This window comes from Lacisediminihabitans changchengi (assembly GCF_016634425.1).
Taxonomy (GTDB): Bacteria; Actinomycetota; Actinomycetes; order Actinomycetales; family Microbacteriaceae; genus Lacisediminihabitans; species Lacisediminihabitans changchengi.
On the sequence record NZ_JAEPES010000005.1, the window covers coordinates 38,824 to 57,264 of the forward strand.

General features: G+C 63.7%; 14 protein-coding genes. 12 read left to right on the plus strand and 2 right to left on the minus strand.

Going from position 1 to position 18,441, the window contains the following annotated elements:
- Window positions 1-2 precede the first annotated feature (2 nt).
- The 8 genes from IV501_RS14105 (at window position 3) to IV501_RS14140 (ending at window position 8,555) form a co-directional block, all read left to right on the plus strand.
- On the plus strand, window positions 3-317 hold the full coding sequence (locus IV501_RS14105; protein ID WP_200557014.1) for a putative quinol monooxygenase: 315 nt from the start codon (window positions 3-5) through the stop codon (window positions 315-317).
- A 66-nt stretch (window positions 318-383) separates the two neighbouring features.
- Entirely contained in the window at window positions 384-1,058 is a 675-nt protein-coding gene (locus IV501_RS14110) for an SGNH/GDSL hydrolase family protein (protein WP_200557015.1), read from the plus strand.
- Window positions 1,059-1,079: 21 nt separating this feature from the next.
- The gene (locus tag IV501_RS14115) at window positions 1,080-2,561 is read left to right on the plus strand and encodes a malate:quinone oxidoreductase (RefSeq protein WP_200557016.1); all 1,482 of its coding nucleotides are present in this window, start codon (window positions 1,080-1,082) and stop codon (window positions 2,559-2,561) included.
- A gap of 139 nt (window positions 2,562-2,700) precedes the next feature.
- On the plus strand, window positions 2,701-4,680 hold the full coding sequence (locus IV501_RS14120; protein WP_200557017.1) for an intein-containing Rv2578c family radical SAM protein: 1,980 nt from the start codon (window positions 2,701-2,703) through the stop codon (window positions 4,678-4,680).
- A gap of 171 nt (window positions 4,681-4,851) precedes the next feature.
- A complete protein-coding gene (locus IV501_RS14125; protein WP_200557018.1) occupies window positions 4,852-6,060 on the plus strand; it encodes a sensor histidine kinase in 1,209 nt (402 codons plus the stop codon).
- A complete protein-coding gene (locus tag IV501_RS14130) occupies window positions 6,057-7,217 on the plus strand; it encodes a hypothetical protein (RefSeq protein ID WP_200557019.1) in 1,161 nt (386 codons plus the stop codon). The genes IV501_RS14125 and IV501_RS14130 overlap by 4 nt, the downstream gene beginning before the upstream one ends.
- The gene (locus IV501_RS14135; protein WP_200557020.1) at window positions 7,204-7,881 is read left to right on the plus strand and encodes a DNA-binding response regulator; all 678 of its coding nucleotides are present in this window, start codon (window positions 7,204-7,206) and stop codon (window positions 7,879-7,881) included. The genes IV501_RS14130 and IV501_RS14135 overlap by 14 nt, the downstream gene beginning before the upstream one ends.
- Entirely contained in the window at window positions 7,881-8,555 is a 675-nt protein-coding gene (locus IV501_RS14140) for a thymidine kinase (protein ID WP_200557021.1), read from the plus strand. Before IV501_RS14135 ends, IV501_RS14140 begins: the two co-directional genes overlap by 1 nt.
- A gap of 28 nt (window positions 8,556-8,583) precedes the next feature.
- Here IV501_RS14140 and IV501_RS14145 read toward each other — a convergent pair whose 3' ends face one another.
- Window positions 8,584-9,528, minus strand: coding sequence for a sugar-binding transcriptional regulator (locus IV501_RS14145; protein ID WP_200557123.1), 945 nt, complete (start codon window positions 9,526-9,528; stop codon window positions 8,584-8,586).
- A 177-nt stretch (window positions 9,529-9,705) separates the two neighbouring features.
- Between IV501_RS14145 and IV501_RS14150 the strand changes: the two genes are divergently transcribed.
- From IV501_RS14150 to glpK, 3 genes are all read left to right on the plus strand, one after another.
- A complete protein-coding gene (locus tag IV501_RS14150) occupies window positions 9,706-11,442 on the plus strand; it encodes a glycerol-3-phosphate dehydrogenase/oxidase (RefSeq protein WP_200557022.1) in 1,737 nt (578 codons plus the stop codon).
- Window positions 11,443-11,660: 218 nt separating this feature from the next.
- Window positions 11,661-13,508, plus strand: a complete 1,848-nt coding sequence (locus IV501_RS14155) for an alpha/beta hydrolase family protein (protein WP_200557023.1) — start codon at window positions 11,661-11,663, stop codon at window positions 13,506-13,508.
- Between the two features lie 94 nt (window positions 13,509-13,602).
- Entirely contained in the window at window positions 13,603-15,120 is a 1,518-nt protein-coding gene (glpK, locus tag IV501_RS14160; protein ID WP_200557024.1) for a glycerol kinase GlpK, read from the plus strand.
- 74 nt (window positions 15,121-15,194) lie between these two features.
- Here glpK and IV501_RS14165 read toward each other — a convergent pair whose 3' ends face one another.
- Window positions 15,195-16,217: a LacI family DNA-binding transcriptional regulator gene (locus IV501_RS14165; protein ID WP_200557025.1), complete on the minus strand. Its 1,023-nt coding sequence runs from the start codon at window positions 16,215-16,217 to the stop codon at window positions 15,195-15,197.
- Between the two features lie 137 nt (window positions 16,218-16,354).
- Here IV501_RS14165 and IV501_RS14170 point away from each other — a divergent pair, with 137 nt between their 5' ends.
- Window positions 16,355-18,418, plus strand: coding sequence for a beta-galactosidase (locus IV501_RS14170; RefSeq protein WP_234698630.1), 2,064 nt, complete (start codon window positions 16,355-16,357; stop codon window positions 18,416-18,418).
- The last annotated feature ends 23 nt before the right edge of the window (window positions 18,419-18,441 follow it).

Here is an 18,441-nt window from a genome sequence, read left to right on the forward strand (position 1 = left end):
CCATGTCCGTCGTCATCGTCGCCATCCTCACCCCGGTCGCGGGAGCCACGCAGAAGGTCATCGCTGGATTCGAGCAGCAATCGCCGCTCGCGCATCAGGAGGAGGGCTGCGAGCTCTACTCGGTCGGCATCGACCAAGACGGACTCGTGGTCGTCGTCGAACGGTGGGCCAGTCAGGAGAGCATCCAGAAGCACGCGACGGGCCCGGTGTTCACTCGCCTGATGGAGCTCATCGGCGATTCCCTGGCCAAGCCCCTCGAACTGCACCAGCTGACCTCTATCCCGATCGGCGACCCGCTCAAGGGCACCATCCAGTAGCGACCTGCCAGTAGTGACCATCCAGTAAAGACCTGTCGGGAGCGCTCGCCGCGCCGAACCCCCAGCATGAGCCGTGCCGCCATCGCCATCGTCGCCGTGATCGCCGTCGTGCTGCTGGTCACGGTCGGCGCGATCGTTCTGACGACGAGTCGGTCCGCGCCGCAGCCGGCGGCGCAGGCGAATGGAACCAGGGTGGCCTTTTACGGCGACTCGTACACGCTCGGCACCGGGGCATCCGCTCGGTCCAAGCGCTGGTCGACGGTGATCTGCCGGGAACGGGGCTGGACCGAGTTCAATCACAGCACCAACGGTCTCGGCTTCATCAACAACCGCGCCGAGCTGCGCATCGACGAGCCAGCCCAGGTGATCGCCGACAAGCCCGACATCGTGTTCATCACCATGGGGCTCAACGACAATTTCTCGTACGACACCTCGGCGAAGCAGATCCACGCCCAGATCGGCACCGACTTCCGACGGTTGAAAACAGCGCTGCCGGATGCCCGCTTCATCGTCGTCGAACCGTTCTGGTACACCGACCAGCGGCCGACATCACTCGGAGTGATAATCCGCTGGGTGAAGGAGGCGGCATCCGATATCGATGCCGACTACATCCCGGGGGCCTCACGGTGGATCGAGCATCACCCCGAGTGGATGGCCTCCGACGGCCTGCACCCGAATGACGCGGGCTACGCCGAGATGGCCAAGCGCATGGATATGGAGCTGTCGAGGCTTGGTCTATGACAGCGCCCGTAAGCTGAGATTGTGAGCAACAGCCCGGAACCCATCGACGTCGTCCTCATCGGCGGTGGCATCATGAGTGCCACCCTCGGCACCTTCATCAAGCAACTGCAGCCGGACTGGACGATCCGCATCTTCGAGCGGCTGGCGGATGTCGCGCAGGAGAGCTCGAACCCGTGGAACAACGCCGGCACCGGCCACTCCGCGCTCTGCGAACTCAACTACACCCCCGAAAAGGCGGACGGCACGATCGACATCACCAGCGCGGTGAAGGTCAACGAGCAGTTCCAGGTCTCGCGCCAGTTCTGGAGCTACCTGGTCGGCAAGGATCTGCTGCCCGATCCGCAGGCCTTCCTCAACCCGGTTCCGCACATGAGCTTCGTTTGGGGCGAGGAGAACGTCGACTACCTCCGACGCCGGCATGAGGCGCTGAAAGACCACCCGCTGTTCGCCGGAATGGAGTTCAGCGACGACCCCGCTGTCATCCGTTCCTGGGCTCCGGCGATGATTCCGGGCCGCGCCAAGTCGCAGGTGTTCGCCGCGACCCGCATCGATGTGGGAACGGATGTCGACTTCGGCGCGCTCACGCGCGGGCTCCTCGACTACCTCATCCGCCACGGCGCCCGGCTCTACACCGAGCACGTGGTCAAGAACATCAGCAAGCAGAAGGACGGCACCTGGCGGCTGCGGGTCTCCCATGACGTGGGTGGCACCGCCTTCGACGTGCGTGCGAAGTTCGTCTTCGTCGGCGCCGGTGGCGGCGCGCTCAAGCTGCTGCAGAAGTCGGGTATCGCCGAGGCCAAGGGCTTCGGCGGATTCCCGGTGAGCGGCGAGTTCTTGCGCACCGATAATCCGGATGTCGTCGCCCGCCACCAGGCGAAGGTCTACGGCAAGGCTGCCGTCGGTTCGCCGCCGATGTCGGTGCCGCACCTCGACACCCGCATCGTCGACGGCAACGCCAGCCTCATGTTCGGTCCGTACGCGGGCTTCAACACCAAATTCCTCAAGAACGGATCCTGGACCGACCTGTTCTCGACGATCCGCCCGCACAACCTGATCCCGATGGTGCGCGCCGGCCTCGCGAACCTCGATCTGGTGAAGTACCTGGTGGGTCAGCTCGCGGCGAGCAAGAAGACCAAGTTCGCCGCGCTGCAGGATTTCATGCCGAATGCCGACCCCGCCGATTGGTACCGCATCACGGCCGGTCAGCGTGTGCAGGTCATCAAGAAGGATCCCGAGAAGGGTGGCGTGCTGCAGTTCGGTACCGAGGTCGTCACCGCGGCGGACGGCAGCATCGCGGGCCTGCTCGGCGCCTCGCCGGGGGCGTCGACCGCCGTTCCGATCATGCTCGACATCCTCCAGCGGTGCTTCCCCGACCGCATGGACGGGTGGCTTCCGCAGATCAAGCGCATGGTCCCGAGCTACGGCACCAAGCTCTCTGACCAGCCGACGCTGGCCACGAAGACTCTCGCCGCGACGGCGAAGGTGCTGGAGATCGTCGAGTAGGCGTTTCCGCATCCGTCCGTCCGTCAACAGGATGAGATCGCCGAATCGTCGGTCAACAGGACCAATCCGGGAGTTTTGAGCCCGCCATCCTGTTGACTGCCGCGTTGACATGATGTCGAACACATGTTCGAATGTCTGCATGCGGTGGAGTGGGCAGGAATTAGACGCGGAGTCGGATGCGGCGCTGCCGGGGCTAGCGCGCTTGTCCAACCTCGTCCGCTCGGTGACGACACCGGAGTTTGCCGGCATCCGCTTCCACGAGGTGCTGGCGAAGTCGGCCCTGAATCGCGTGCCGACCGCCAGCGACATGCCGTTCGGCTGGACGATCAACCCGTACCGGGGCTGCAGTCATGCGTGCTCATACTGCCTGCATCCGGAGACACAGATCCTGATGGCAGATGGCCGGCAACTCCCGCTGTGGCAAGTGAAGATTGGCGATCGCATCTACGGCACTGAGGTGCAAGGCAATTACCGTCGTTATGTCGTCACGACTGTGCACGCCATCTGGAACACGAGGAAGCCCGCTCACCGCGTCGCGTTGGCAGACGGCACAACTCTCGTCTCCAGCGGCGACCACCGATTTCTCACGGACCGTGGATGGAAGCACGTCGCAGGCCAGATGAGCGGCCCAGGAACTCGCCCGCATTTGACTATCAACAACACGTTGATGGGCTTCGGGTCGATGGGGTTATCGGACATCGACCAGCCGCAATTCTTCCCGGAGCAATATCGACGCGGCTATCTCACCGGGATGATCAGAGGTGATGGTCATCTCGGGCACTACGAGTACGCGCGGTCATCGGGCAGGCGAGGTGAGGTCCACCGATTCCGCCTAGCGCTTGCCGATGCCGAGGCGCTGAACCGCACTCGTACCTACCTGGATTGGGAAGGGATTCCCACAACCACGTTCGCCTTCTCACCGGAGTCGGAAACCCGTCGACCAGTCACTGCCATACGCACATCAAGCGCCCGTGCAGTGAGTGCGGTCGAAGAGCTCGTGGAGTGGCAGTCGGTGCCGTCGAACGACTGGCACGCGGGCTTCTTAGCCGGAGTTTTCGATACGGAGGGCAGCTGTTCGCAGGGCGGGCTGCGAATCAGCAATAGTGACCCGGAGATAATCGCCCAACGAAAACTCTCGATCGAGGGCGCGGCCGTCACGTCCGACGCGCGGCTCGACGTCGTCTCGATCGAAGATCTGGGCGAGGTCATCGACATGATCGACATCACCACGGGTACGGGCGACTTCATTGCCAACGGCGTTATCAGCCATAACTGCTTCGCCCGCAAAACCCACGAGTACCTCGACCTCGACGCCGGCAAGGACTTTGACAGCGAGATCATCGTCAAGGTGAACGTCGCCGAGGTGTTATCGAGGGAGTTGGCGAAGCCGACCTGGGGGCGGCATCCGGTCGCCCTGGGCACGAACACCGATCCGTATCAGCGGGCCGAAGGCCGGTACTCGCTGATGCCCGGCATCATCGCGGCGCTGGCCGAGTCGGGCACACCGCTGAGCGTGCTCACCAAAGGCACGCTGCTGCGGCGTGACTTAGCACTGCTCTCCGAGGCGAACACGGTAGTGCCGGTGGGACTCGCGATGTCCGTCGCGATCTATGACGACGCTCTGCAGCAGTCGGTCGAGCCGGGCACGCCGAGCACGGCGGCGCGGCTGGCCACGGTGAAGGCAGCGCGAGAACTCGGCCTCGACTGCGAGGTGTTCATGATGCCGATCCTGCCGTACCTCACCGACACCCGCGAGCATCTCGAGCACGCGCTCGGACTGATTCGGGATGCGGGAGCCACCTCGGTCGTCTACGGCGCGCTTCACCTGCGGCCGGGTGCCAAGGAGTGGTTCATGGAATGGCTGGAGCGCGAGCATCCCGAACTCGTGCCGCGCTATCGCGCTATGTATGCCCGAAACTCATACGCACCCCAGGAGTACCGCGCCTGGCTGGGCGCGAAAATCGTGCCGCTGCTGCGCAGGTTCGGGCTCAGTCGCGGGAGCGAAGACCCCGCTACGGGCACGGTGCGGTCGAGGTCCCTGGCCGGTTCGGGGTCGACCGCTCCGGATTCGCTGCTCGCCGCGGCGCTGCCGAACGGCCATCTCCCGACGCTTTTCTAAGCGCAGGGAGGTTTTGAGCGCGAACGGGATCTGAGCGTGGGAGCAGTTCGCCGATTGGGGCACAAACCGGGTCAGGTCGCCCCGAATGCGCGCGCCTTGGGCCCAGAACGTGGGGTACACGCAACCGGCGTGCGCTGACATACTGAAAATCGATCAGGGGAGGGGGAAGCGATGTCGCTCGGCCTGCCAGCCCACCTCATTCCCCGCTCCGAAGACTCCGTCACGCTGCGCGCTACACACGCGGTCGGCATCACCTGTCTGGTCTCGGCAGTCCTCGTGGCGGTCGGCTACCAGTCGATCGAACCCGGCAGCGCGCTCTGGCCGGCGATGGTCGCTCCCATAGCCTCGATCGCCACCCTGTTGTACGCCGCTCGTCGCGCCACCGTCGGCTCCAGCATCCTGGCGTTGGCGGTTGGTGCACTCGGACTCGCCGTCTACATCGTGACCTTCGCGGTCGCGGGCGTGCTGGGCCGAGATGACTTCAGCCTCGCGCTCCCGGCGATCGCGCTGCTGGTGGTCGGCGGCCCCGGTGCCGGCCTGCTCGCTCGGGTTCTCTGGGAGCTGCTGGGCTACGCGATCTCGCAGCTGGTAGTCGCCGCGGTGGCCATCGGCACAGATCGTGATCTTCGCTTCGACAGCGCCACCGTGGTCGCGTTGGCGGCAATCCTCCTCATCCAACTGCTCAACCTGGCGCTGCGCAGCCCGTTCACCACGGCGCAGCCCCGGTTGCATCGCGCCACTCGCGAGGAACAGGTTGCGCTGCTGCGCTATCGCATGGAGGTTCGCGCGGCGGCTCTCATGCACGACACCGTGCTCAGTCACTTGGCCGCCCTCGCGGGGTCGACCGACCCGGTCGCCAATCCGCAGCTTCTCACGCAGATCGCGACCGATCTGGCAGTGCTGCAGGGCGACGAGTGGCTCGATGATGTGACGACGGATGCCGGTGGCCCGGCCACGGCCGCCTGGCAGCAGAGTCCCCTGTTCGCCGCCATCGCCGAGTCACGCAAGCAGGGGCTGGAGGTGGACGCCACCGGTGATCTCGACGCCGTCGCGCGACTGCGGCGGAGCTCAGCGCAGGCGCTCGCGTTAGCGGTGAAGCAGTGCCTTGTGAACGTGCTGCGCCATTCCGGCACTCGATCCGCAGAGGTTGTGGTCTATGCACTCGACGACGAGGTCTCGGTCATGGTCATCGATGCCGGTCGTGGCTTCGTGGAGGCGGAGGCTGGGTCGGACCGCTTGGGCATCCGTCAGTCGGTGCGCAGCCGGATGGAGGCGGTCGGCGGGAACGTGCAGGTGTGGTCGACTCCAGGTCGTGGCACCTCGATCATGATCCGCGTCCCGGTCGCCAGTGAGTCGAACGGTTCGGCGGTGGGGCGGTGAGTGCACCAGAGCGAACGCGCCAGCAGCTCGATCCCATCGGCACCACCGGGGTCGCGAGCATCTCGGTCGTCCTGCTGTTATGTCTCCTTGGCTACTGTGCGATTGCGACATTGGCGGTCGGGGACCGCATTCGCTTTCCCCTGGTTGCGATCGCGGCTCTGGTCACGCTCGCAGTGGGCGTCGGGTTGGCAGCGGTGTCCGTCAGTCCGTATCGCGCGCCGTTGCGGCAGGGGCGGCATCTGGTCACGCTGGGAGTGCTGCTCTGTGCCGCGGTGCTCGCCGAGGTGTCGACCTGGGGGGTCCCCGTACTCGGCTGGCAGAGCTGGGGACCGATCGCGGTGGGCGGGTTGTTGCTGGTCCTCGGACCGTTCCGTCCCGCGCGGGAGCTCATCTGCTCCGGCGCGGTGGCTTCGCTGTTTCTCGGATTTCTCGTGCTCGTCGAGGCTGGAGACTATCCGCGGGATGTGCCTGCCATCGTCGCCGTGCTGGCGCAGGTCACGCCCGTGCTCGCCTTATGCTTCGCCGGGTCCGCCTATTCGCTCGGGGTGACCCGCCAACTACTGCGCTGGCAGCAGGACGTTGCAGAGTCGAACGGGGAAATCGTGGATCAACTGCGCAGTGGCATTGCGACGTCGGTGCGGAATGACCGGATCACCACGCTCGACCGGGAGGTGATCCCGTTCTTCAGTCGGATTCTCGCCGCCGGAACGGTGACGGACGCCGATCGCGACCGAGCGCGGGAGATCGCTCAGTCCATCCGCTCCATCATGGTGGCGGAAGTGGATCGCAGTTGGCTCGAGGTGATGATCGAGACGGCAGGGGGCGAGGGGCCCGGGCGTTCCGGTGCCGCTGCCGCGGTCATCCGTGATCCCGACCGTCTCGCCGCGCACATGTTCGTCGAGCAGCGCACCGCCATGAGAGCGCTGATCTCCGCGCTTCGAGATCAGCAGGGTTTCACCCGCGACGATCTCGACATCATCATTTCGGCCGATGGCGATCTGTGTCGAGTGGACGTGGCCGCGCGAGTGGAAGCCAATACCTATCCCAGGTCGACGTTCGTGCCCTACCTGGCCCTCTTGCGCAGCGCTTTCGACGAGGTCGAGATGGACTTCGACCCCCCAAGCTTACGGATAAGGTTTTCGTATGAGCAGCACTAGTTCGGCGGCTGCCGCTCGATCCGCGCAGGCGGTGAGGCTCGCGATTCTCGATGACCACGAGGTGCTGCTCGACAGCCTGAGCAGCTGGATCAATTCCAACGCCCCAGACTTCCAGCTGGTGCTGAGCGCGCACACCTGGTCGCAGTTGGTGCACAGCGACAACTTCCCGACCGACCTGGTGTTTCTGGATTTCCAGCTCACGGAGCCGGTCTCGATCGAAGCGCGGGTTCGTACCTGTCGGGCCGCGGGCGCGAAAGTAATGGTGTTAAGCAGCCTGGATACCCGAGAGGCCCGCGCACGCGCCCTTGACGCGGGGGCGTCCGCTTTTCTCTCCAAGTCGGTACCTATGCGCGAAGTGATGGCGTCAGCGAGAGCCGTCATGGGAGTGGCGGCGGGGGAGCACCTGCAGCGGGACTGGAGGCCCCTTCCCGTCGGAGCGGTGACCCACCAACGTCCCAAGCTGAGCGCCGGTGAAGCGGAGGCTTTCACCCTCTATGTATCAGGGCTGAGTACGGTGGAGGTCGCAACCCGGATGAATGTGCAATACGAGACAGCGAAGACCTATCTCCGCCGGGTGCGAGAAAAATATTCGAAGGCGAACAGGCCGGCGAGCAAGAAGGCGGATCTCATCCGTCGCGCCGCCGAGGACGGATACCTGCAGTAATGGCGAAGCTCTACTTCCGCTACGGCGCGATGAACAGTGGCAAGAGTACGGCGATGCTCCAGGCCGCCTACAACTACGAGGAGCGCGGGCAGATCGTGCTTCTCGCGAAGCCACAGATAGACACCAAGGGCGACAGCGCTATCGTCTCCCGACTCGGCGTGAGCCGCCCGGTCGATTTCGTAATCGCGCCAGGCGACGACGTCTACTCACGGTTCGAGTTCGAGCGCGCGCTGGTGCGGGAACGTACCGGCCTCGACGTGAGCTGCTTTCTCGTCGATGAGGCGCAGTTTCTTACCGAGCAACAGGTGGATGATCTGCTGCGGATTGCGATCATCGAGCCGGTGCCGGTGATGGCCTATGGCATCCGTACCGATTTCCAGACCGTCGCCTTCCCTGGCAGCCGTCGACTGTTGGAGATCGCCCATTCGCTCGAGGAGCTGAAGACGATCTGCCGCTGCGGTCGCAAAGCGGTGTTCAACGCCCGGCGCATCGGCGAGCAGTTCATCTTCGACGGCGATCAGGTGGCGATCGACGAGGGAGCCGTGACCTACGAGTCCCTCTGCGGTCAGTGCTACCTGGAAGAGAGCGGGGGCCTGCTCGGAAGCGGGCGACGCCGCGTCTTGATCGAACCGGGAACGGTCTACTCGACCGCCCCCGACTCAGACTTCAGCTGACCGGCCTCCGCGTCTTCTGCGCGAGGGCCTAGCTCGGCTCGTAGCCCAGCAATGCGCGGCCGGTATCTTCATCGATGATCAGGTCGGTGATGAGACCCGCGGCGAGGGCCCCGGTGAGCGCGGGGATCTTCGACGTGCCGGAGACGACGCACACCCGTCGTGACGCCCTTCGCAGCACCGAGAACGATGGCCCGCTTGCACGGTCGTTCATAGGGATGTTGTCGGTCGTTCCGTCCTGTCGGTAGAACACGGTGGCGACGTCGCCGACCACGTTCGACGCGCTCAGAGCGGAGAAATCCGCGTCGTCGAGGTATCCACCGATGTATACGCGACTCGGCACCTCGGCAAAGGGAGTGCCAAGGCCGAAGAGCGCGACATCCATTCGGCGTTGCATCTCGAGAACTCGGATGGTCGAGCGCTCGTGCCAGAGCGCCTCTTTCGTCGACGCTCTATCGAAGAAGGCGGGGACGGGAAACTGTTGGACCTTCGCGCCGAATGCGCTTCCAAATCTCTGGAGAATCTCACTCGAGTAGTCGATACCCGTCGTCTCGGTATTGCCGGCCCCGTTCAGTTGCACGACTTGGGTATTCGACGTCTCCTTCATGCTCAGGTGTCGGCTGATCGCACTCACGGTGGATCCCCACGCGACGCCGATGATCATGTTCGAATCGATAAAGCGAGTGAGTAGACGCGCGGCAGAGAGCGCCACCCGTTCCAACCGATCGACATCGCTGGTGTTGCTGCCGACGGGGACGACGTGCGGGGTGATGCCGAATCGGTCGTGCAGCCGGCGTGCGATCTGATCCGAACGATCGAGCGGGGAGGTGACGTGGATCTCCACCAGGCCGGTCGCTCGAGCATGACTGAGCAAGCGAGAAACGGATGACCGCGACGTTCTCAACTCGTGCGCTATCGCCTCCATGGTGAGGTCTTGGAGGTAATAAAGCTGAGCCGCCCGCAGAGCATCGACCATCTTCGGCGGGTGTTCCTCGGTAGACGCCGTCGAGGCGGCCGGCGATTTCGTCGCGCCGCTGAGAGAAGCGGTTGCACGTTTGTTCAATGGCATTGACCAAATGTAACGCGCCACTCAGACTTGCTATCGCAATGGCAGGAGAAAATCCTGCTCGCTCTAAGCGGAAGAGGAACGATCATGGCTCGCACAGTCGACCCGAGCGGGAAAAAGCTGAGAGCCGAGGTCGCAGAACTTCGTCTTCGACCGTCAGCAGACGTTCTCATCGTCGGCGGTGGAATCAACGGGCTCTCTACTTTTCGCGACCTCGCGCTTCAAGGTGTCGACGTCGCTCTCGTCGAACGCGGTGACTTCCTGTCCGGAGCATCCAGCGCTTCGTCTCACATGATCCACGGCGGTGTGCGCTACCTCGAGAACGGCGAATTCCGCCTGGTGAGCGAATCCGTACACGAGCGCAACGGCCTGTTGCGCACGGCTCCCCACTACGTGCGTCCGCTGCAGACCACGATTCCGATCTACTCGACCTTTGGCGGTCTCCTTTCCGCGCCGTTGCGCTTTCTCACCCACAAGTCTGGGGCGCCGAAAGAGCGAGGCGCGTTCCTGATCAAGGTCGGCCTGTCGATCTATGACTCGTTCTCGCGCGACGGCGGTGCGGTTCCGCGCCACGTCTTCCATGCGCGGAAGCGGTCGCTTCGCGACCTGCCCCGACTGAACTCGCGGGTGAAATACACCGCGACCTACTACGACGCATCGGTCAACGAGCCCGAACGACTCGGCCTCGACGTGCTCGCAGATGGTCTGGCGGCCGGTCCGGTTCGCGCGGCGAACTACGTGGAAGCGGTGCGGGCGGAAGGCGGCGCGATCGTGCTGCGCGATGCAGAGACCGGCATCGAATTTCCGTTCACTGCCAAGGTGCTCGTAAACGCGTCAGGACCGTGGACCGACCTCACGAACGAAGCTCTCGGCAAGAAGAGCAGTCGCCTGATGGGGGGCACGAAGGGCTCGCATATCGTTCTCGACAACGATGAGCTTCTCGCGGCAACGGGGGGACGCGAGATCTTCTTCGAGAACGACGACGGCCGCATCGTGCTCATCCAGCCCATCAAGGGACGCGTGATGGTCGGGACGACCGATCTGGAAGCCGATCCGCGAGAGCCAGCCCTGTGCACCGAAGAGGAGGTCGACTACTTCTTCAACCTCGTTTCGCACGTCTTTCCCACGATCACGCTGGACCGGACCCAGATCGTCTATCGCTTCTCGGGAATTCGGCCGCTGCCTGCGCACGAGGACACTCAACCGGGCTTCGTCTCGCGTGACTACCGGATCGTCGAGACCGCGATGCCGGCGCTGCCTGACGTGCACGCGCTGAGTCTCGTCGGAGGCAAGTGGACGACATTTCGAGCCCTCGGGGAGCAGCTCTCGGCCGCCGTGCTGGCGAAACTCGGGGTCTCGCGCACGGTATCGACTGTCAACCTCGCAATCGGAGGCGGACGGGACTTTCCCCGCACTCCTGACGCGCGCACCCGCTGGGTCGAAGCGCATCGGGACGCCATGTCCCGGGCGCGAGCCGACCAGCTGCTCACGCGCTATGGCACCCGTGCCGCAGAGCTCATCGATGCGATCGCTGAAGTGCGCGATGAGCCGTTGGTGAACGATGCATCCTACAGCCGTGCGGAAATCACTCATCTTGCTCGCGAAGAGCACGTCGTGCGCTTGCTAGACCTTGTGCTGCGACGCACGAATCACGCGTTCACCGGCGGCGTAACCGTAGAATTGCTCGCCGAACTGAGCGAGATTGTCGGAGATGCTCTGGGCTGGGACGAACTCCGCCGGGCCGACGAGATTCTCCAGACGGTAGAGACTCTGACTTTTTCCCACGGAATGACGCTCGAACAGCAGGAGCAGCACCCCGCCTAAGCTTCGCCACCGAGCTGCGCATCTGTGCGGCACATTCCCAGGCGTTAGCTATTGCGCGCCAAGAAATGTCGGTTGTGCACCTTTCTGTCGAAAGGTCTGCACGTATGTTCACCAGCCTTGCGCGTCATCCAGCCGCGCAGATTGAATCAGTTCGCTCCACCCGAGTCATCGTCCACACAGCAAAAGATCGTCCACCCAACAAAGGAGTAGGGACACCAATGAAACAAAGATTCTTCAGGAGGAATGCCTTCTGGCTGGTCCTCTCTCTCGTACTCTGCCTCGTATCGGCGTTGGGAGCGTCTATCACGCAGAGCGCGGGCGGCGCGGTGAGTGTCACGAAGCTCACGTTCCCCGGAGCTAGCGGCGGCACGATCAGCGCTCTTTTGCTCAAGCCAGCGGGAGCGGACGCGACGCACAAGCGTCCGGCGATCGTGCTCGCGCACGGCTGGTGGAACGAAAAGGAAATGCAGGACTCCAACTACGTGGAGCTTGCTCGTCGCGGGTACGTGGTCATGTCCATCGACATGTACGGCCACGGAAGCTCCTCCTACATGAAGGAGGGCAACGAGGCGGTTGCCGGGACCGGAATGTACGACGCGGTGAAAGAGATCGCGACGTTGCCGTATGTCGACACCTCGAAGATCGGCATCAGCGGCCACTCCAACGGCGCGCGTGCCGCCAACTGGTCGATCCCGCTGGATGACGCTGCCGACACGCAGCTGATCAAGTCCGTCTACCTGGTCGACAACGACCCGATCTACGCCGACCTCAAGACCGGCAAGTTCATCAACTACTACGGCTCGCGCGACGTCGGCGTGCAGGCGGACCAGTTCGATGAGTTCTTCTTCCGCAGCTACGACAAGACCGGAAAAGCCATCACCACGCCGGGGGAGTACATCGGCACGCCGAACGCGCAGTCGTTCCTGAACTTCGGGGCGAACCCGTCGGGCTCTGAGCGCAAGTCGTACCACTTCTACACGAAGGATGTCGACGGCGCGAGCGCAATCCGCGTCATCGACAACCCGCCGCAGACTCACCCCTGGGGCCCGTTCTCCAAGCAGGAGGTCACCAACGTACTGACCTTCTTCAACAAGTCGCTCGGCACCCCGAACCCAATCCCGGTCGGCTCGCAGATCTGGCAGCTCAAGGAGTTCTTCAACGCGCTTGGCCTCGTCGGCTTCGCGATCTTCCTCCTGGCCTTCACTCGTGCGTTGCTCACTGTTCGTCCCTTCGCGGGGCTTCGCATCACGGAGCCCGCTGTGCTCACCGTCCGCGACAGAAAGGGTCACGCCTGGTTCTGGGGCGCACTGGCAGTATCCGCAGTGTTCTCCGGCGTCAGCTACCTCTTCCTGAGCAACTTCACGCCGCTGTCCCTCGTGTACTTCATCGGCGCTCCGCCGGTGATCCCGCAGGGCGCAGTGTTCTTCATCGGGCTCTGGTCGGCGATCAACGGCATCTTCGCCCTCATCGTGATGATCGTGTCGTACCAGCTCTTCGGCAAGCGCAACGGGATGAGCCTTCGCGAGTCGGGCATCCTGCCCGGCTGGAAGAAATTCTGGCTCGGAATCCTGCTGGGTCTGATTGTGGTCATCGCAGCGTTCGGAATCGTGTTCGTCGTCGGGTGGCTGTTCAACACCGACTTCCGCCTCTGGGTTCTTGCGATCCCCACGTTCGGGCCGGACAAGATCGGCATTGCGCTGATGTACCTCCCGCTGTTCCTCGTCTACTACATTGCGAACTCCGTAGCGATCAACAGCTTCAACCGGTTCACCATCCGAGGCAAAGAGTGGATCAACACGGCAGTGCTTGCCGTGTTCAACATCCTTGCCCCGCTGGTTCTCGTCATCGCGCAGTACACGGTGTTCGCGGTCTCCGGTGAGCTCATCCCCGGCTTCGGTGGGATCTTCTCGATCTGGCTGTTCCCGGTCATCGTGTTCCTCGCCACCGCGGCGGTTATCAGTCGCAAGATCTTCCGTGCGACGCACAACCCGTATATCGCCGGCTTCATCATGGCGTCCGTGGCAACGGTCGTGTCTGTGACCAACACGCTCACGTACATCAAGTAGCGAACATCCTGTCGGAGGGCCCGAATCGGGCCCTCCGACAGTCACGTCGCAATGCATTCACGCAACAATGCAGTCACGTCACAATGAGGTAGACATGTCCGAATACATCCTCTCCATCGATCAGGGCACGACCAGTACCAGAGCGATCCTGTTCGACCATTCCGGGTCGATCGTCGCCACGGGCCAACTCGAGCACCGTCAGATCCTTCCGCGAGCCGGCTGGGTCGAGCACGACCCGATGGAGATTTGGGACAATACCCGCGAGGTGATCGGCCAGGCCTTGTCGAAGGCCAATGTCACCCGACACGATGTGAAAGCAATCGGGATCACCAACCAGCGCGAGACCGCTGTGGTGTGGAACCGATCGACCGGAGCACCGATCTACAACGCGATCGTCTGGCAAGACACGCGAACCCAATCCATCGTCGATCGGCTCGCTGCTGGTGACGTTGATCGATACAAGAGTCGCGTCGGGCTTCCCCTCGCAACCTACTTCGCCGGCACCAAAATCGTCTGGATCCTCGAGAACGTCGACGGTGCCAGAGAGGCGGCAGAGGCCGGCGACCTGATGTTCGGCACCACCGACAGCTGGGTCCTGTGGAATCTGACCGGCGGCCCCGACGGGGGAGTCCACGTCACCGACGTCACGAACGCGTCGCGCACACTGCTCATGGACCTGGTCACCCTCGACTGGGACGACGAAATCCTCTCCGACTTCGCAATCCCGCGGTCGATGCTGCCCGACATCCGCAGTTCGTCCGAGATCTACGGCTATGCATCCACCCACAGCCTGCTGAGAGAGGTCCCGGTCGCCGGCATACTCGGCGACCAGCAGGCGGCTACTTTCGGCCAGGCGGCATTCGACAAGGGGCAGTCGAAGAACACCTACGGCACCGGCAACTTCCTCATCGTGAACACCGGCGAGCAGATCATCCCGTCAAAAAATGGTCTGCTGACCACCGTGGCGTACAAGCTGGGGGATGCGCAGCCCCGCTATGCGCTCGAGGGTTCGATTGCGGTCACCGGCTCGCTGGTGCAATGGCTTCGCGACAACCTCGGCATCATCCATTCAGCGGACGAGGTGGAAAGTCTCGCCCGATCGGTGCCCGACAACGGGGGTATCTACTTCGTCCCCGCGTTCTCCGGCCTGTTCGCCCCGTATTGGCGCCCCGATGCCCGCGGGGCAATCGTGGGCATGACGCGATTTGCGACCAAGGCTCATCTTGCCCGCGCCGCGATCGAAGCAACCGCCTTCCAAACACAGGAAGTGCTGGAGGCGGTCAACCACGACATGGGCGAGAATATCGTCGAGCTGAAGGTCGATGGAGGGATGATCGCGAACGAGCTGCTCATGCAGTTCCAGGCCGACCTCATCGGGGTTCCCGTCGTTCGCCCGCGAGTTGCCGAAACGACCGCACTCGGCGCCGCCTACGCCGCGGGACTGGCCGTGAAGTTCTGGAGCGACCTCGACGAACTTCGCGACAAATGGCAGGAGAAGAAGCGCTGGGTTCCGTCGATGGAGGCGGACGAACGCGCACGGAGACTGCGACTCTGGAAGAAAGCGGTCACCCGCTCATTCGACTGGGTCGACGAGGACACCGAGAAGCAGTAACGCGGGGCGACAGAGGGAGTCCGCCACCGGCGCCAAGTGCCCACTGATCCAGAGACCTCAGGGAGTGCGGCGACCTACGCCGAATCTCGCCACACGATCGCCGTGTCCAACATGATGCCGCCCTCGCCGGGAACTGCACCCTGGATCTGGCTGAGCACGCTTTCTGCGGCTCGACGTCCGAGTTCATCCGCCGGTTGCCGCACCGTCGACAGCAGAGGCTGGCAGCGCAGTGCCCACGCGCTGTCGTCGAAGCCGACCACTCCGATGTCGAGCGGGACTGCCTTGTTCGTGCCCCGCAGCCAATCCATAGCGCCTGCGGCGATCGCGTCTGACGCGGCGAACACCCCGTCGATGTCTGGTGAGCGGCGAAGCAGTTCGGCCATACCGTCTGACCCCGACCGATAGGCGTACAACGGGTAATCGACGACGAGCCCGGGATCGAACGCATCTCCCAGGGCGTCTCTGAAGCCGGCCAAGCGGTCCCGTCCGGAGTCACGGTCGAGAGCGCTGACGATCATCCCGACCCGCCGGCGCCCGGTAGCGATGAGTCGCGCGGTGATCGCTCGGGCGGCGGCACGGTTGTCGATTCCGACCCAGGGGATCCCCGAGATTTCCGGCGGGTGACCGACGAATGCCGCCGGTATGCCGAGCTTCGCTACCGCTCGCGCGATGGGATCGGCGGCTCGGGCCGAGATGATGACGACCCCGTCAACGAAGCCCCCGCTGAGGTACTCAGCGACGCGCGCACTATCGCGATCGGAATCGACCACCAGCGACACGAGCTGGTAGTCCGCCTCCGAGAGCACGGTGTTGGTGCCCAAGAGGATCGCGCCGATATTGGGGTCTTCCAGAAACACGGAGTGGGGCTCGTGCACGACCAGGCCGATGGCACGGGAACGCTGCGACTTGAGGTTGCGAGCCGCGGTATTTCGCACGTACCCGACCTTGGCCACCGCGGCCTCCACGGCGATGCGAGCCTCCGCCGAGACGTATCGCTCGTCGTTCAGCACGCGAGAAACCGTTCCGCGCGAGACCCCGGACTCCGAGACCACGTCGTGAATGGTCGCCCGTCGAGGCCGCCGATCGTCGTTGGGCATACTTCACCCTAGCGGGCGATTTCCCACCGATATTTGACGCGAGCCGCCGAGTCTGGCTAATCTGGGATCGTTCACAGAAATTCCGGTGAATTTTCTTTTTTCTGCTATCTGGGAACGTTCCCATTTCGCTACGACCAATGACGATCGGGGTGCTGATGCCTGGCGCAAAGAGCGACATCCAGAGCGATGCCGACGCTGGAGCAGTCCGCGAACATCCCGAATTCCGTTCGGTCGGTATCGAGTTCGGCTGCGACTACAACCCCGAGCAGTGGGACCCCACCGTGTGGTTCGACGACGTGCGCCTGATGCGCGAACTCGGGGTGACGTTGGTCGCTATCAACGTCTTCGGCTGGGCACTGGTGGAGAAGTCGCCGGGCGTCTTCGACTTCGATCAGCTCGACTCCGTGATCGACATGCTGCACGCCAATGGCATCGGCGTGAACCTGGGAACCGGCACATCGTCGCCGCCGCCGTGGCTCACGACGTTGCACCCGGAAATTCTTCCCAGCGTGAAAGACGGCACAACGCGATGGCCAGGCGGGCGCCAAGCCTGGTGCCCTAGTTCGCCCGTATTCCGCACATACGCGCTTCGCCTCGTCGCGGCCACCGCCGAACGCTATGGAAATCACCCGGCGGTACGGCTGTGGCACGTCTCCAACGAACTCGGCTGCCACAACGCGCTGTGCTACTGCGACACATCAGCGCTCGCTTTTCGTCGGTGGCTCCGCGAGCGCTACGTCACCGTCGACGCGCTGAATGCGGCGTGGGGCACGACGTTTTGGAGTCAGAACTACGGGAGCTTCGACGAGGTGCTGCCCCCGCGGGCGACGCTGTCGACGACCAATCCGACTCAAGAGTTGGACTTCTTACGATTCAGCTCTGACGAGATCCTCGACTATTACCGGGCAGAAGCCGATCTGATCCGCACCCATAGTTCCGCGCCGGTCACGACCAACTTCATGATCACCGCGCACATTCGGACTCAGGATTACTGGGAGTACGCGAAGTACGTCGACGTTGTCGCCAACGACCACTACCTCGACCACCGCCTGGCCGACCCCGTTGCCGAACTGTCGTTCTCGGATGACCTCACCCGAGGAATTGCGGGTGGGCAACCCTGGCTGCTCATGGAACAGTCGACCAGCGCTGTGAACTGGCAGCCCCGCAACATCGCGAAGGCGCCGGGCGAGTTGGTGCGCACATCCCTCACCCACCTCGCGCGAGGAGCGGACGGCATCGCGTTCTTCCAGTGGCGAGCGTCGACGCAGGGGTCCGAGCAATTTCACTCCGCGATGCTCCCTCACGCCGGAACCGACACCAAGGTCTGGCGAGAAGTGACCGAACTGGGGCACGTGCTGGGATCGGTACGGGAGGTCGCCGGGTCACGTGTTGTGGCAGACGTTGCGATCGTCTTCGGTTGGGACGCCTGGTGGGCGACCGACCTCGACAACCATCCGTCGAAGGACGTGCGATACCTCGAGCAGGCTCACCGCGCGTACGCTGCGCTCCGGGCCATCGGCGCGACCGTCGATTTCGTGGCTCCCGGAGCCGATCTGACGGACTATCGTCTCGTCGTGGTCCCGTCTCTGTTCCTCATGAGCGACGGCGATGCCGCAGCGATCGAACAGTATGTGAGCCGTGGGGGCAATCTCCTCGTGACCTTCTTCAGCGGAATCGTTGACGAAGACAATCGAGTACGGCTCGGCGGGTATCCCGGGGCACTTCGAGACGTTCTCGGTATCTCGACCGAGGAGTTCTTTCCTCTGCGTGGCGACGAGACGGCCGCTCTCGATGACGGCTCGCTCGGGGAGCTCTGGTCTGAGTGGATCACTCTCCGCGGTGCAAGCGCCGTGTCGCGATACACCGAGGGACCACTCGCCGGCCTGCCGGCGGTCACCCGGTTCGGCTCGGCATGGTACGCGGGCACCGCTCTCGACGCCCCGTCTTTCGCTCGACTGATGCTGCGAGTCGCCACAGAGGCGGGGGTGAGCCTCGCTACCGAGCTCGCGGCTGCGGGTGGCGAGCTCGTCGTGCGTCGATCGACGGAGGCAGACTTCATTTTCATCATCAATCACTCGATGGGCACAATCACCCATCAGGGCATCTCAGGCGTCGAGCTCATCACCGGCGAACCCGTCACCGACATCCTCGACATCCCGGCCGGTACCGTGCGTGTTGTGCGCGCGCCACTGAACGACTAGATCTGGAGACCTAGACAATGACG